Raw genomic sequence first — 15314 nt, forward strand, 5'->3', positions numbered from 1 at the left:
TTGGTGTCCACGCGCGGGGCGGGGGGAGCCATGGGCTATTCAAGTCGGACGCTGGACGCGCTGAAGCTCGCGATGGACCTACACCACGGGCAGCGGCGGAAGGGGACCGACATCCCCTATGTGACCCATTTATGGGCGGTGGCGGCGATCGTGGGTGAGCATGGGGGCACCGAAGACCAGATCATCGCGGCCCTGCTCCATGATGCCATCGAAGATCAGGGCGACAAGATCACGGTGGAGCAGATCCGGGAGCAGTTCGGGGAGCGGGTTGCCGAGATCGTGGCGGGCTGCACGGACGCGGACACGGTTCCGAAGCCGCCATGGAAGGAGCGCAAACAGCGGTACCTAGCCCACCTCCGGGACGCCCCGCCGCACGTCAAGCTCGTGTCGGCCGCTGACAAGCTGCACAACGCGCGAGCGATCGTGACGGATCTGCGGCGCGACGGCCGGGGCGTCTGGAGCCGCTTCAGAGCGGGACCTTCCGACCAACTGTGGTACTTCCGCGGCCTGATCCAGGCGCTGCGTCACGGGCTTGCCGAGCAGGACCGGGAGGCGGTGAAGCGCCTGGAGCAGCTTATCGAGGAACTCGAGCGCGCCGTCGCCGACCTGGAGCGGCTCGCCGGGGCGTGAGATTTCTCCGGCCGTGCCCCGCGGCCTTCGCCGGCGCCAGCTCCCCGTTCCCCAGATGACAAGATCACCCGATTGGGCTATCCTGCCGCGGTTGACTGTGGCCAAAGGAGCCTCGTGACCTGCCGCGTCCTGTGCGATCGAGAGGGAAACTGGCCGCCGCGCGTCGCCTGTGCAGCCTGCGGGACCAGACCGCTCGTGGTGTTCTATTCCTCGCGGGAAGCGGGTCACCATCTCTGCCCTGCCTGCTTCATGCGGCTGGCCGAACGGGGGACGATCCGAGAGGACGAGCCGTGAGGGAGACCTGGAGAACCCGGGCCGGGTCTTGCTTGGCAAACCCGGAGCGAGCGCGATGGAGACGTTTGGCGAAGTGACCTTCACTGGCCGATCCGGCAAGCAGTACCGGTTCGAGACCTATCCGCTGGGGACGACCTTCCAGCCGATCGGTGGCGTCTACTTCCTCACCAAGCGGACCGGCAAGCCGGGCGGCGGCTGGCACGCGGACATTTACGTCGGCGAGGCTGCCGATCTTTCGCAGAGCTTGGAGACCCACCGGAAGGCGAATTGTTTCGAGATGCGGGGCGCCAACTGCATCAGCATCCATCCTGAAGAGTCCGCAACGGCCCGCCAAGCGATCGTCGCCGACCTGATCGCTGCCTACGGCCCGCCCTGCAACGAGTAGCCCTTTCCCTTGCCTCTGGGCCGAAAGCCCTATCTCCCATCCTGACATCCATCATATTCCGATCAAGCGCTCGTCAAGGCAGCTCCGTCGGGCCGTGCGCTAGCCTCAGCGCATACGTCTTGGTTTCCGTCTCGACGTACGAGCGGTAGTCCGGAGACGCTGACGGCAAAGACGCTGGTGGAGGGAAGGGAAGTTAGGACCGGCCTCCGACGACCCCGCACCCTCCGCGAGGGGGGCCTTCCACCAGCCCTTGTTCTCACAGAGCGAAGAGCGAGCAGCGAATAGCTCATAGCCAAGAGAGGCCGGCGGGTGCGCTGCACGCGCTCGTAGCTACCGGCTGTTTGCTGTTGGGATGAAAGGAGGCCTTACCATGAGATGGGTGGATGAGCGCCGCAGCCGGCGCGCCGGGCGACTGGCGAGTGGTCTGCACGCGGCGGTGTTGGCCGGCAGCCTCGCGGTGTCGCCGACGGCCTTTGCCGCCGGGCCCGGGGGAAGCGGCCACGAACACCACGCGTCGCCGGTCTCGGGGCCGACCTGGGCGGAAGCCCTCAAGGGGCAGACGAGGGTCGAGGAGGCGATCGAGGGGCGAGCGGGCCGTTCGGAAAAGGTCGAGCTGCAGCACCACCGGCTGATGCGCCGGATGGAGCAGCAAATGGCGGACCAGGCGCAGGCGACCTGGACCTCCGGCGGCTTTAACAGCACGTCCATGCTGCACCAGTACATGGGGCAGGACGGCTCGAGCTTCCTGCTCGCATCGGACAACAAGGCGGAGCCGGTCTCGACGGCCGTGGGCGGCGGCAAGTGCCCGGCGAGCGCGCCGGTGAAGCGCTACGACATCTCGATGATCAACGTGGAGATCACCCTGAACCGGTGGCTCGACTACTATCCCGGCTACATGTACGTCCTGACCGAGGACATTGACAGGGTCCGGGCAGAGGAAGCCCGAAACAAGGCGGCACGGGAGAAGGAGGGCTTCGATCCGGGGGCCGTCAGCACGGGCCTCCAGGGGGACTGGATTCAGCCGCTCGTGATCCGGGCCAACCAGGGCGACTGCGTCAAGATCACTTTGCGGAACCAGATGGAGAGCGAGTCGGGGAGCCTCCACATCCACGGCGCCAGCATGGTGGTCAGCGCCACGGGCAAGGCGGCGACGACGACCAACCCGGACTCGGTCCTCGACCCGGGCAAGACGGTGGAGCTGGAATGGTACCTGTATCCTGGCATCCAGGAGGGCGTCCGGCAGTTCCACTCCTACAGCAACGATCGCGAGCTGACCGTGATGGGCCTGTTCGGGGCCTTTGTCGTGGAGCCCAAGGGGTCCCGGTATTTGGATCCGCTGGGCACCGGGCCGGCTCCCGAGGTGAAGAGCGGCTGGCAGGTGATGATTGACAACGGCTCGGGCCCCGACTTCCGCGAGCACGTGATCTTCTATCACGAGATTGGGGACGAGGCCTTCCGGCCCCTGAACAAGAAGGGAGACTTCCTCCCGCAGCGCGACCCCTTGACCGACGCCTACCGGCCGGGCGGCCGCGCGCTCAACTACCGCAGCGAGCCCTTCGGCATTGACGAGATGCATCTCCAGCACGAGTACTTCGGCTTCGAGGACGAGTCGCTGGCGTACAGCGCCTACACGTTCGGCGACCCGCCGACGACGATTCCGCGGGCCTACCTGGGCGATCCGGTCAAGTGGCGGATCGTGCACGGCGGCTCGGAGGTCTTCCACTCCCACCATCCGCACGGCGGCTCGATCCGCTGGCCGCGCAGCCCGCGGGCCGTGGATCAGGAGCTCTGGGCGACGGCCAAGGACGCGCCGGTGAAGTACCCGGTGGTCCGGACCAAGACGGACCGCGTGGACGTGGAAGTGATCGGGCCCTCCGAGGCGCTCGACCTGGAGAACGAGTGCGGGTCCGGGCTCTGCCAGCAGCTCGCCGGCGACTTCCTGTTCCACTGCCACGTGGCGCACCACTACGTGGCGGGCATGTGGGGCTACGCCAGGACCTACAACACGCTGCAGGTCGGCGCGTACCACACGGACACCATGCCGGACCTCCGCGAGCTGCCGGATCGGGCGGGCCGCATGAAGCCCGGCGTGCCCTCCGACCAGCTCGTCGGCAAGACGGTGGACTGGTTCGGGCGAACCTTCAAGATCGTGGACCGGACCCAGAAGACCGACTGGAAGGCCAACGTCGTCAACATCAAGGACTGGGTCGAGATGCAGGTGCCGACCATGGGCAAGCCCGGCCACAAGGACGACGAGCGGGGCCAGATCCTGGCCTACGACGCGACCGTGTGGGACTGGAAATGGGACGGCAACCGGGCCCTCGGCGAGCGCGAGAGCACGACGCCGAACCCGAAGTATCCCGCCGCCGCCAAGTGGGACGACCGGACCCGGCCGGCCATCCTTTTCGACCCCAAGACCGGCAAGGTGGCCTTCCCGCTGCTCAAGCCCCATTTCGGCAAGCGGGTGATGTTCCCGCCGAACCATAACGGCGCGCCGTGGCTCGAGCAGATCCACCAGGATTACGAGCGCGGAGGGGAGCGGACGGCGGAACCGGCCGCGCCCGGCGAGCAGGGCCGTTGGAGCCTCTGCCCGGACAACGCGAACCGGAAGTTCTACAACCTGCACTTCATCCGCCTGCCGATCACGCTGGCGAAGAAGCAGGGGAACGAGCCGGCCATCACGGATAAGGATGGGCTGATCTACGTCATCCACGAAGAGGAGCGGGCGATCCGGGCCAACGATGAGCTGAAGTACCCGGCCGTCATCCGCGCCAACGTGTACGACTGTGTGGACGTGCTGCTGACAAGCGAGTGGGACGACGACGACTACACGAACTTCCAGTCGTCGAAGATCAACATCCATCCGCATTTCATGCAGTTCGACAACCAAGCGTCGGACGGCGTGATCAGCGGCCTGTCCTACGAGCAGTCCATGCGGCCCTTTACGATGCTCGAGAAGAAGGGCAAGCACGGGCTGCCGGCGCCGATGAACACCGTGCTGACCGAGGCGGCGAAGAAGGGCGCCAAGGCCATCACCGTCAAGAACGCGGCGCAGTACCACGTGAACACCGAGCTGCTGGTGGGCGCGGACTGCCTGCAGCCGAGCAAGGATACGTCCTCGGCGATCCCGCGGGACGTGAGCTGCTCGGAGGTCGCGCGGATCAAAGAGATCAAGGGCAACACGATCACGTTCTACCAGCCCTTGAAATACGATCATCCGAAGCACGACATCGCCACGGTGGAGTTCGTCCGATACCGCTGGTGGGTGGACTCCGACCTCGGAACGGTGTTCTGGCACGACCACGCCTTCGGTGCCACGACCTGGCCGCACGGCGGGTTCGGCGTCGTGATCATCGAGCCCTACGGCTCGACCTACCATGACCCCAAGACGGGCAAGCTCCTCTATAGCGGCCCGGTCGCCGACATCCACACGACCGAACCGATCGGCTATGGCGTGAACGGCAGCTTCCGGGAGCTGATGGTCTCGATTCACGACACGGTGCCGCACACCGTGAACATCGTGGAGGCGGGGAATCCCCCGGGCCAGCCGGTCGAGGTGGCCCTGGAGGCAGGCAAGACGGTGTCGTTCGCGATGCCGGAAAAGATCCTCAAGTCGCCCAACCCCTACCTCAACGGCGGGACGCACACGACGGGGAGCGGCTTCAACTTCCGCGCCGAGCCCCTCGCGCAGCGGCTGGCCAACAATCCGGACGCCTCGAAGGTGTTCAGCAGCGCCGTCCACGGCGACCCGGATACGCCGATGCTGCGCGCGTATGTCGGGGACACGGTGGTGTTCCGGCTACTGCACCAGCTCATGAACGAGTCGCACGTCTGGACGCTCGCCGGACACACCTTCCTGACCGAACGGTACGCCGGGGACGCCAATCGGAAGTACTCGATCCATGTCGGGATCGCCGAGCGGTACGATCTGGTGACCAAGGCGGGCGGGTTCCAGGGGATGCCGGGCGACTACATCCACTTCAACGGCCGCAGCTCGCACTTCGCCGAGGGAGGCTGGGGGATTGTCCGCGTGCTGGACAAGGAGGTGCCGGACCTCAAGCGCCTCCCGGCCGGCACGGGCACGGGCGAGATCCCGCCGGTGCCCTCCTCGGTCTGTCCGGCCGACGCGCCGGTGAAGACCTTCAACGTGGTGGCGCTGGACCGCCCGTTGAAGCTGAACCCGAAGGCGCCGGACGCGATCGAGGTGGACTTCGAGCGGAAGATCGAGATGACGGTCCCGGAGGGCAAGATCTTCGCCCTCGAGGAGGAAGCGCAGAAGGTGGCGGGCGGTCTCATGCCCAACCCGCTCACGCTCCGCGTGAACCTCGGGGATTGCATCAAGATCAACCTGAAGAACCGGATGAAAGCGAGCCGCGCGTCCTTCTTCGCGCCGGGGCTGGCCTTCGATCCGAAAGACTCCCAGGGCCTCAACGTCGGGAACAATCCCGGCGACCAGACGATCGGCCCGGGCGAGAGCCGGACGTACACCTACTACGCGCATCCGGACAATAAGGAGACGACATCCCTGGTGTGGGACGGCGGGAACGTGATCGTGAACCCGCGCAACGGGCTGTTCGGGGCGATCATCGTCGGGCCGCGGGGCTCGCAGTACCGCGATCCGGTGACCGGCGAGGATCTTTCGTTGAAGAATGCCTGGCGCGCGGACGTGATCGTGGACACGAGCTTGCCGGAGAACGCAGGGAAGGTGAACTACCGGGATGTGGCCCTCTTCTTCCAGGACGAGGACAACATCATCGGGACCAGCTTCATGCCCTATGTCCAGAACGTGGCGGGGCTGACGGCGGTGAACTACCGGGCGGAGCCCTACAAGTTCCGGGAGGAACAGGGCTGCAGCCTCGGGCGGATCTTCCACCCGTGCCAGGTGGACGCGCCGGAGGACCCCGTGACGCCGTTGATCGAGGCGCACGCGGGTGACCAGGTCCGGATCCACGTGATCGGCGCGAACAATGAGCAGAATGGCATGTTCTCGGTCGAAGGCCACGAGTGGCCGATCGAGCCCTACATGCCGGGCGCCGACATGATCAGCGTCGTCGAGTTCTCCGGCTCGGAGACCTTGGACGTGTTCCTGCGCCAGGGCGCGGGTGGGCCGTTCCGATTGGTCGGGGACTACCTCTGGTCCAACCAGCGGCTGCCCTATACCCAGTCCGGGCAGTGGGGCTATTTCCGGGTGCTGCCCGTCGGCGATCAGCGGATCCTGCCGCTGAACGGCGGTCCGGCGGGCGCCAAGCGGGCGGGGACGGAGCCGAGGCAGCCTGCGGGCGGCCAGGCTGTCCCGACTGCAATGAAGTAAAGTCGATCGGATCGTGACAGCAGGACGGGGGAGCCACCCGAAGCAGGTGGGCTCCCCCCTGTCGTTTGAGTTGTCAGCTAACAGCCAACGGAAGGCCGTCAGAGCGTGGTGCTCGTAGCTATTCGCTACGCTGTTCGCTCACTGCGAGGGAGGCCGGCATGAAAGCAACGATGACGACCATCATCGGCATACTCGCGGGCGCCGCGGCGGCGTTCGCGTTCGGCGCCGGGACAGCGCTGGCATATGAAGAGGTGACCGTGAGCGACGGCGGCACGCTCACCGGCACAGTAACCCTGGTCGGGCAGGTCCCCAAGCCCAAGGGATACAACCTCACCACGCTGCCCGATCCGGTGTACTGCGGGCGGATCTCCGACGGCCGGGGGTGGCGCCTGCTGCAACCCTTCAACGTGGGGGACGGCGGTGCCTTCCGCGACGTCGTCGTCTTTATCGAAGGCATTGACCGGGGCAAGCCGTTCGCGTTTCAGACGCCACGAATTGAGGCGATTGACTGCACGTTCAAGCCCTTCATCGTGCTCGTGCGCGACAAGCAGGAGGTCACCGTCGTGAACATGGACCCGACCATGCACGACATCCAAGCCTACGAAACCTCCCATCTCGGACCGAGGGTCCTGTTCAACGTGCCCCTGCCGATGAATCCCCACCATCCGCGGGAGGGCATCAACGCGCAATATCACCGGCACCTGCCCGGGCAGCCCATGACGCAGACGGTCAACATGACCAAGGGCCGGCGGGTCTTCGTCATGCAGTGCGGCTTTCACGCCTACATGGAAAGCTGGGGGCTGCTCGTGGACAATCCTTACTATGCGATCAGCGACAGGGAAGGGCGCTTCACCATCGGCGACATTCCCCCTGGCACATACAAGGTGGTCGTCTGGCATCCGTACATCGGCGGAATGGTGGAGCAGACCGTCACCATTGAAGCGAGGGGGCGGACGACGCTCGAGATCGCGGTGCCGGCTCCGACCGGACGGCTCTACGCGAACCAGATGGTCGACAACCCGTACGTCCGCTACAACGTCACCGAGGTCACTCAGTCCCAGATCGTCCCGACGCTGGAGCGGCAGAGCTACTGAAGGCGTCGTCCGTCACCCGTGTTTCGTCCACGGAGCGGACTCCCCGAATGAATGACGGGCTCCTGTCATGTGGGGGACCAGATCTCAAGGCCAGCAAGTGATCATCGGAGCCGTGGCGCTTTGGGTGGTGGCGGCGACGGCTTCTGCCGACCACGACGTGCCAGCACGGGATCCCTGGGCCCCACCGATCGATGTCGAGCGCCTCGCAGCCATGGAGGCGCCGGAAGGGATGGTGGCGATTCCGGCGGGCTGGTTTCTGATGGGCAGCGATCCCCGTCAGGATCCGGACGCCGGCCCACAGGAGCAGCCGCAGCGCCAGGTGTATCTGGAGCGCTTCGATATTGACCGGTACGAGGTGAGCAACGTCCATTACCTGCGGTCCGTCCGGCCGGTGGCGCTTCCTGGCCGCCTTACTGGAAGGGAGATCCCTTTCCGGAGCGGATGGCCTGGCACCCAGTGATCGGCGTGACCTGGTACGAGGCGGACGCCTACTGCCGATGGGTCGGCAAGCGCCTTGCGACCGAGGCCGAATGGGAGAAGGCGGCGCGGGGGCAGACGGCCGGATCTATCCCTGGGGCAACCAGCCGGCGGGCTGGAGCCGAAGCAATATCGCGCATCCTGGCTCAAAACGAGGGATACGGTATCCGCCGCTCGCGGACGTGAACCGCTATGACCGGGGCGTGAGCCCCTATGGCGTCTACCAGATGGCCGGGAACGTTGCGGAGTGGGTCGCAGACTGGTTCGACCCGGAGTACTACCGGCATGGGCCCACCTCCAACCCGAGGGGCCCGGTCCAGGGAACGGATCGCGTGTTTCGCGGGGGATCGTGGAACGAAGACCCCGAGGTGGCGCGGTCTGCGGGACGAGGCGCGGCCGCGCCGGCCCACCGGTCGTCCCTCATTGGGTTTCGCTGCGCGCGCGACGGCGAGCGAGCCTCGCCCGATCGGACCTCGCAGCTTGTGGTGGGGGCAGAACCCTGAACGGGCGGCACGCAATACAAGCTCGCATGCCCCTTCAACACAGGCGATGCGGGATCGCTTCACGCCCTCGGGAGCCCGGCGCGCCCGCTCGGGGCGTTTCGCCACAGTCCGCCAGCCGGCCCGTGGCAGAATGCGCCGATCAGCCTGTGCAGCCGGATGGCCGCGGCAGACCTCTCGCGTTGGAAAATCAATCGGTTGGCCGAGACGCATGGGGCTGCGATCGCACCACGGCGGGCTGGTTCCTGGTTTGCATACCAGGGATCGTATTCCTCAACACAGGTCTCCATGAAACGCCGAGCCGACCTGATCGAGGATTGTCAGAGGTGCCCGCATCACGGGGTGTCGGTTCTCTGCGACGTAACCGGAAGCGAGTTGGCCGAGTTCCAGAAGAGCAAGCGCACACTCAGCTACGAGCCCCACCAGACGGTCTTTTACGAAGGTCACGCCTGCCTCGGGTTCTATCTCCTCTGCCGAGGGAAGGTCAAGCTCACCCGTTCGTCCTCCCGGGGCCAGCGACAGATCGTCGGCATCCTGGACGGCAGTGTCTTGATCGAGAAGCACGCCTTTCGCGAGCGGGCTGTGCATGAAGTGACTTGCGAGACGCTGGAGCAGTCCCAGATCTGCCTCATCGAAAAGGAACCGTACCTGGCGTTGGTCCGGCGGAATGGCGACCTGGCGCTCAAGCTGATCCAGCTTCTCTCGAACGAGTTGGGCGCCAACATGGACCAGCTCGATCGGTTCACGTTCAAGACTGCCCGGGAACGCCTGGCCGCCCTGCTCCTCGACCTGGCCGAGCGGTTCGGAAAGCCGGCTGGCGACTCGATCGCCCTGACGATCGCCTTGAAGCGTGAAGAGCTGGCGGAGCTGGCCGGCGTGACCGTCGAGACGGCGATCCGGCTGCTCGGCGCGTTTCGCGCCGAGGGCCTCGTCACCGTGGACGGGCGCGCCATCACCCTGTTGAACCGGGACCGGTTGGTGCGCATCGCCCGGCTCTGAGCGAGGCTCCCCTTCGATCCTGTGTGCAGACCTCCTTTAGCGGGTCGGCTCCGCATCGCGGAGTAGGCCGAAAGCCCCATCCTCCCCGTTGACATCAATCAGCGACAGGGGTGGCGCATGACAGCGCCGCAGGCTCTGCCAAGCGGTACAGTCCAGCCTGGACACGGATGCACGGATGCTGACGAGCTCCCTAGCGAAACCGGGCGTGGCCGGCCAGCCCCTTGTGCGCCCCCGCCGCGGCGGCCAGGGGGTTGATCCTGTTGCCCTGCTGACGCGCGAGCATGGGGTCATCCTCGAGCGCCTTCGGCTGATCGAAGTGGCCGCCGCGCCATTGGCCGCCGGCGGCCGCAAGTTGGCCGGGCAGGACCGCAAGACGCTCCGCGAGCTGCTCCGCTTCTTCACGGACCGCGTGCGCGTGCACTTTCGGCGCGAGGAGGTACTGATTCGGGCCTTGGGCCGCGCCCTGAATGGCGACCGGCGCAGAGGCAAGGGATTCGAGAGTCTGCCGGAGGAGCACCGCGCGCTCAAGGCCGACGCGGCGCGCATCGCGCGCCGCGTCGAGGCCGAGGGGAGGCATCGGAACGGGCCTACGGGAATGGACCCGCTGAGGGTCGCGCGCTTCGTGCGTCGCTATCGCGTGCATATCGCCTGGGAGGAGCGGATCCTCTTCACGCTCGCGGCGGCGCGGTTGACCGCGGAGCAGCAAGACCGGATTGGCCGCCGGATGCTGGAGGTGTGAGGAGGCTAGCCCGCCTGCTGGGCCTTCTCGATTTTGGCCCAGGAGTCCCGCAGCGGCACGGTCCGGTTGAAGACGAGCGTCCCGCCCGCCGAATCCGGGTCCACGCAGAAGTAGCCCTGTCGCTCGAACTGGTAGCGGCTTCCGGACGCTGCCCCGGCCAAGCTCGGCTCGACCAGGCAGCCGGTCAGGCGCTCCAGCGAGCGCGGATTGAGCGCCGCCGTATAGTCCTCCCCTTCCGCCACATCGCCGGGGTTCGCCGTGAGGAAGAGCGACTCGTAGAGCCGCACCTCGGCCGACACCGCGTGCGCGGCGGACACCCAGTGGAGCGTCCCCTTCACCTTGCGGCCCTCCCCGGCGGCGCCGCTGCGCGTCTCCGGATCGTAGGTGCAGCGCAGCTCGACCACCTCGCCCGACCGCTCGTCCTTGACCACCCCGACGCACTTGATGATGTAGGCGTACCGGAGCCGCACCTCCTGCCCGGGCGACAGGCGGAAGAACTTCTTCGGCGGCACCTCCCGGAAGTCGTCCCGTTCGATGTACACCACGCGGGAGAAGGGCACCGTTCGTGTCCCCATGGCCGGGTCTTCGGGGTTGTTGACCGCCTCGAGCTGCTCCGTCTTGCCCGCGGGGTAATTCTCGATCACGACCCGGAGCGGCCGGAGCACTGCCATGACCCGCGGGGCCCGGCGGTTCAGGTCCTCGCGGACGAAATGCTCCAGCAGCGCCATCTCGACGACGGCGTCGCGCTTGGCCACCCCGATGTGCTCGCAGAAGGCCCGGATCGCCTCCGGCGTGTAGCCCCGGCGGCGCAGACCCTTGAGCGTCGGCAGCCGGGGGTCGTCCCAGCCAGTCACGTGGCCCCGCTGGACGAGGTCCAGCAGCTTGCGCTTGCTCATCACCGTGTGGGTGAGGTTCAACCGGGCGAACTCGATTTGTTGAGGATGGCAGGGCACGTCCACGTTGTCGAGCACCCAGTCATAGAGGGGCCGGTGGTCCTCGAACTCCAGCGTGCAGATAGAGTGGGTGATCCCTTCGATCGCGTCCGACAGCGGATGGGCGTAGTCGTAGGTCGGGTAGAGGCACCACTGCGTCCCGGTTCGGTAGTGGGCGACGTGCCGGATGCGGTAGAGGACCGGATCGCGCAGGTTCAGGTTCGGCGAGGCCATGTCAATCTTGGCGCGCAGCACGTGGGTCCCGTCCGCGAACTCGCCCGCGCGCATGCGGGCGAACAGGTCCAGGTTCTCCGCGACCGAGCGGGTCCGATAGGGGCTGTCTTTCCCCGGCTCGGTCAACGTACCGCGGTAGGCACGGATCTCGTCGGCGCTCAGGCTGTCCACGTAGGCCTTGCCCTTTTTGATCAGCTCGACCGCGAACTCGTACAGCCGCTCGAAGTAGTCCGAGGCGAAGAACCGCTTGTCGCCCCAGTCGAAGCCCAGCCAGCGAACGTCCTCCTGGATCGCCTCGACATACTCCGGGTCCTCCGTCGTCGGGTTGGTGTCGTCGAACCGCAGGTGGCACACCCCGCCGAACTCGTGCGCGATCCCGAAGTTGAGGCAGATGGACTTCGCGTGTCCAATGTGGAGATAGCCGTTCGGCTCCGGCGGAAACCGGGTCACGACGCGCCCGCCGTGCTTGCCCGCCTGGCGGTCCTGCGCGACAATGGCGCGGATGAAATCCGTGCGCCAGGGTTCCGCCCGAGCGCGATCGGCGCGGATGCTGCTGGTGCGGATGCTGTCGGATTGACCGGAGCCCCCGGCCGCCGTCATGACGCCGACTCCCTCATCGCGGCTTGCTGCATGGCCGACAGGTCTCCATATGTATCACAGTCCGGGCGCCCGGAGAAATGCCCGTGACCGGGGGCGCAGCTCTGCGTGGAAATGACGTATACTCTCGGTACCGGCGAGTCGGCTTCGTGCCGGGCAGGTGCGACATGGAGAGGCACCGGGCGCGCGACGCCCACCATCCGCTGCGTCGGCTGATCCTGCTGCCACTGCTGCTGCCCTTGCTGGGCGGCTGTGCGGGGCTCTACTTCCGCGAAGTCGCGGCACCCCCGGAGGCGCCGCGCTATACGCTCCAGGCCTGGCCCTACCGCGAGTACTGGACCGGGATCGTCTTCAACGGCGAGAAGATCGGCCTCAGCCACCTCGCGCTGCGGCCCCCAGAGGGCGGCACGGGCGGATACGAGCTGCGCTCCGAGGCGCTGCTGGCCTTCCGCTTCCTCGGGCTCACCAAGCACGTCACGCTCAAGGCCCAGGACTGGGTCGCCGAGGACCTCCGGCTGCTCCGCTTTGCCTACGACTACAACCTCGACGGGCAGACCATGCGGATCGCGGGCCGGGTCGAGCCTGGCCGACTAGAGGTCGAGCGGGAGACCGGCGGGAAGGTGAGCCGGGACGCCTTCGATCTGGCGGAGCCGCTCTACCCGACCAGTGCCATCGCGCTCTACCCCGCCCTGCGAGGGCTCGCGGTCGGAGCCGCCTACACCTACCTCGTCTACGATGGCCAGCAGCACCAGGTCGCCCGGGTGACGCAGCGGATCACGGCCTACCAGGAGAGCGATCTCTACGACGGCCGCGCCTACCGGATCGAGACCGCGATGGACGGCCAGGCCACGGAGCTCTGGCTCAACGCGCGGGGCGAGCCGGTGCTCGAGCGGGCCTGGCACGGGCTCCTGTTCTCCACCCTGGAGAGCGAGCAGCGGGCCAAGGCCTACCTGGCGCTCGCCAGCGTGAACAAGCGCGACGCGCTGGTCGAGTACAGCCGCGTCCGCGCGAATGTGGCCCTGCCCGCGCCCCGGACGGTGCGGGCGATGCGGGTCGTGTTGGAGGGCCTCCCGCCGTCCTTCCGCGTGCCGTCCGACGAGTGGCAGCGCTGCGAGCGGCGGGGGGAGCGGGTCGCGTGCGCGCTCCACAGGGCCGACCCAGCCGCCGTCGCCGCGGCCGCGAGGCAGGCCGGCCCTGCGTCAGAGGCGGACGACTCACGCGCGCTCGCCGCGACCCTTGCCATCCAGAGCGACGAGCCGCGGACCCGCGCGCTCGCGTGGGAGATCGTCGGCGACCAGACGGAGCCCGTCCCGCGCATCGGCCGGCTGGTGGACTGGATCCGGACGCACATCGAGCAAGAGCCAGTGGATGTCTTCTCCTCGGTGGACGTGCTCAACCAGCGGAAGGCGGAATGCCAGGGCGTGACGCTCCTCTACGCGGCGTTTGCGCGCAGCCTCGGCATTCCGACCCGCGTCACCAACGGATTGGTGTACTCGCCCGAGCTGGAAGGCTTCTTCTACCACACCTGGGCCGAGAGCCGAGTCGGCGCCGACTGGCTGCCGGTGGACCCGACCTTCGGGCAGGTCGGCGTGGACGCAACCCACATTAAATTGCTTGACGGCGAGCGCCCGGCCGATCTCCTGCCGCTCGTGGACGTGGTGGGCAAGGTGCGGCTGCGGATCGAGTCGGTCGAGCCCGGCCCGTGAGCTAGCCCGGCGAATGGCGATCCCGTCGAAGTGGGGGATGGCGGCGTCGGCGCCCGCGGCTTAGCATGGGCCATCTCTCGGGTGGGTGGGACACAGGCATGACGACCCGTCGGTGGGCAGCGGCGGTCTCGGTGTGCTGCCTCGTCGCCATGGCCTCCATGGCACCGGCTGGATCCAGCAGCCCGCGACATTCCCTCGTCGGGCAGGAGGCGGCCGGATCGGGGGTGCTGGACGAGGAGCAGGCCGCCCGGCGGCGGGCGGCGGAGGAGAAGCTCGGTCAGGGGCTGGCCTTCCTGCGCCAGGCCGAACAGGGCGTCGAGCCGGTGAAGAACCTCCAGCAGGCGATCGCGGCCTACGACGAGGCCCAGTCGCTCCTGGAAGGCGACACGCACACTCTTCTGTACGGAGAAATCCTCAGCAGCTTGGGCGTCGCCCGGCGCCAGTTGGCGGAAGCGGGCGTGGAGCCGGAGATCAACCTGGCCTATTCCGCCAACGTGCTGCAGGAGGCCGCCGTGGTGCTCGAGAACTTCGGGAATGAGGCGGCCTTCGCGACGGTGCTGAACAGCCTAGGGCTCACCTACCGGCTTATCGGGGAGACGGGGCCCTTCCCCGTGCAACGCCTCGCCCAGTCCGAAGAGGCCCTGCAGCGGGCCCTGCGCTTCTGGCGCAAGCTGCTCCACCAGGAGAACGTCGCCGGGACCCTCAACAACCTCGGGCTGACCTATCAGGTCATGGCCCAGCGCGGGATTGAGCCCGAACGGAATCTCAGGCGCTCGGAGCTGTACCTGCAGGAGGCGGTCCGTCTGCGCCGCCAGCAGCGGGCCTGGGTCGGGTACGCGCGGGCCCAAACCAACCTCGGCGCAACCCACCGGCTGTTCGCCAACCTAGGTATCGAGAAGCCGAGGCACCTGGAGGCGGCCCGGGCGGCCTACGAAGAGGCGGTCCGGATCTTCGGCGAGGTCGGCCAGCCCGCCGTCCGCGACCGTGTCACGGGTGAATTGATCGCCGTGCTGAAGGCGCTCGTCGAGGCCGGTGTGGACGTCGAAGCCAACCAGGCGCGGCTGAAGACATGGCAGGCGCCAGACCGGTAACAGGAATTAAACTTCCTCTATATTCCGATCAATCCATCTGACCGATCCCGCCGAGGCAGGGACCGCAAGGCTTCCTCGCCCGTTTCCCAGCACGGTCGCACCGTGCCATTTCACGATCCGCGGGGCTCCACGACTGGTTGCCAGCGACTCTCGGATCACAGTCCTGATTTCACGCCTACTTACGCCGTTCCTGCCTTGAGGCCCACGCGGCATAGGCGTTGCTAGAAGGTGCCAGCGTCGCTTGGTCAGCAAACGAGCAAGCCTGCATTGGCCAGGTTCGCGGTCGAGTCGGTGCGGGCGATCCAAGGCAGGATCCGGAAGAAGG

11 protein-coding genes and 1 pseudogene are annotated in these 15314 nt (G+C 67.1%); 11 read left to right on the forward strand and 1 reads right to left on the reverse strand.

Going from position 1 to position 15314, the window contains the following annotated elements; all coding sequences use genetic code 11:
- The first annotated feature begins 30 nt into the window (after window positions 1-30).
- The 9 genes and pseudogenes from ACWHYQ_RS10260 to ACWHYQ_RS10300 all read left to right on the forward strand — a co-directional run bounded on the left by ACWHYQ_RS10260 (window position 31) and on the right by ACWHYQ_RS10300 (window position 10429).
- A complete protein-coding gene (locus tag ACWHYQ_RS10260) occupies window positions 31-630 on the forward strand; it encodes an HD domain-containing protein (protein ID WP_447972034.1) in 600 nt (199 codons plus the stop codon).
- Between the two features lie 114 nt (window positions 631-744).
- Window positions 745-924, forward strand: coding sequence for a hypothetical protein (locus tag ACWHYQ_RS10265; RefSeq protein ID WP_447972035.1), 180 nt, complete (start codon window positions 745-747; stop codon window positions 922-924).
- 55 nt (window positions 925-979) lie between these two features.
- Window positions 980-1309: a hypothetical protein gene (locus ACWHYQ_RS10270; protein WP_447972036.1), complete on the forward strand. Its 330-nt coding sequence runs from the start codon at window positions 980-982 to the stop codon at window positions 1307-1309.
- Window positions 1310-1679: 370 nt separating this feature from the next.
- Window positions 1680-6620 carry a multicopper oxidase domain-containing protein gene (locus ACWHYQ_RS10275; RefSeq protein ID WP_447972037.1) on the forward strand — a complete coding sequence of 1647 codons (4941 nt, stop codon included), beginning with the start codon at window positions 1680-1682 and terminating at the stop codon, window positions 6618-6620.
- 158 nt (window positions 6621-6778) lie between these two features.
- A complete protein-coding gene (locus ACWHYQ_RS10280) occupies window positions 6779-7714 on the forward strand; it encodes a carboxypeptidase regulatory-like domain-containing protein (protein ID WP_447972038.1) in 936 nt (311 codons plus the stop codon).
- A gap of 97 nt (window positions 7715-7811) precedes the next feature.
- Window positions 7812-8174, forward strand: coding sequence for an SUMF1/EgtB/PvdO family nonheme iron enzyme (locus tag ACWHYQ_RS10285; RefSeq protein WP_447972039.1), 363 nt, complete (start codon window positions 7812-7814; stop codon window positions 8172-8174).
- Window positions 8156-8694 (forward strand): annotated as a pseudogene (locus ACWHYQ_RS10290) (formylglycine-generating enzyme family protein). Before ACWHYQ_RS10285 ends, ACWHYQ_RS10290 begins: the two are co-directional and overlap by 19 nt.
- Window positions 8695-8979: 285 nt before the next feature.
- Entirely contained in the window at window positions 8980-9690 is a 711-nt protein-coding gene (locus tag ACWHYQ_RS10295; RefSeq protein WP_447972040.1) for a Crp/Fnr family transcriptional regulator, read from the forward strand.
- 175 nt (window positions 9691-9865) lie between these two features.
- Entirely contained in the window at window positions 9866-10429 is a 564-nt protein-coding gene (locus tag ACWHYQ_RS10300; protein ID WP_447972041.1) for a hemerythrin domain-containing protein, read from the forward strand.
- Between the two features lie 5 nt (window positions 10430-10434).
- Here the strand turns inward: ACWHYQ_RS10300 and ACWHYQ_RS10305 are convergent, their stop codons facing one another.
- On the reverse strand, window positions 10435-12195 hold the full coding sequence (locus tag ACWHYQ_RS10305; RefSeq protein WP_447972042.1) for a glutamine--tRNA ligase/YqeY domain fusion protein: 1761 nt from the start codon (window positions 12193-12195) through the stop codon (window positions 10435-10437).
- Window positions 12196-12359: 164 nt separating this feature from the next.
- Between ACWHYQ_RS10305 and ACWHYQ_RS10310 the strand changes: the two genes are divergently transcribed.
- Together ACWHYQ_RS10310 and ACWHYQ_RS10315 are read left to right on the forward strand one after the other, a co-directional pair.
- Complete coding sequence (locus tag ACWHYQ_RS10310) at window positions 12360-13898, forward strand: transglutaminase-like domain-containing protein (RefSeq protein WP_447972043.1); 1539 nt, start codon at window positions 12360-12362, stop codon at window positions 13896-13898.
- Window positions 13899-13996: 98 nt separating this feature from the next.
- Window positions 13997-14989, forward strand: a complete 993-nt coding sequence (locus tag ACWHYQ_RS10315) for a hypothetical protein (protein ID WP_447972044.1) — start codon at window positions 13997-13999, stop codon at window positions 14987-14989.
- Window positions 14990-15314: the final 325 nt, after the last annotated feature.

The sequence above is a fragment of the Nitrospira sp. Kam-Ns4a genome (genome assembly GCF_965152595.1).

What these genes read in the sequence shown, in the direction of transcription:
- ACWHYQ_RS10270 (WP_447972036.1), top strand. Translation starts at nt 980, where the DNA reads ATGGAGACGTTTGGCGAAGTGACCTTCACTGGCCGATCCGGCAAGCAG.
- ACWHYQ_RS10275 (WP_447972037.1), top strand. Translation starts at nt 1,680, where the DNA reads ATGAGATGGGTGGATGAGCGCCGCAGCCGGCGCGCCGGGCGACTGGCG.
- ACWHYQ_RS10295 (WP_447972040.1), top strand. Translation starts at nt 8,980, where the DNA reads ATGAAACGCCGAGCCGACCTGATCGAGGATTGTCAGAGGTGCCCGCAT.
- ACWHYQ_RS10305 (WP_447972042.1), bottom strand. Translation starts at nt 12,195, where the DNA reads ATGACGGCGGCCGGGGGCTCCGGTCAATCCGACAGCATCCGCACCAGC.
- ACWHYQ_RS10310 (WP_447972043.1), top strand. Translation starts at nt 12,360, where the DNA reads ATGGAGAGGCACCGGGCGCGCGACGCCCACCATCCGCTGCGTCGGCTG.
- ACWHYQ_RS10280 (WP_447972038.1), top strand. Translation starts at nt 6,779, where the DNA reads ATGAAAGCAACGATGACGACCATCATCGGCATACTCGCGGGCGCCGCG.
- ACWHYQ_RS10260 (WP_447972034.1), top strand. Translation starts at nt 31, where the DNA reads ATGGGCTATTCAAGTCGGACGCTGGACGCGCTGAAGCTCGCGATGGAC.
- ACWHYQ_RS10315 (WP_447972044.1), top strand. Translation starts at nt 13,997, where the DNA reads ATGACGACCCGTCGGTGGGCAGCGGCGGTCTCGGTGTGCTGCCTCGTC.
- ACWHYQ_RS10300 (WP_447972041.1), top strand. Translation starts at nt 9,866, where the DNA reads ATGCTGACGAGCTCCCTAGCGAAACCGGGCGTGGCCGGCCAGCCCCTT.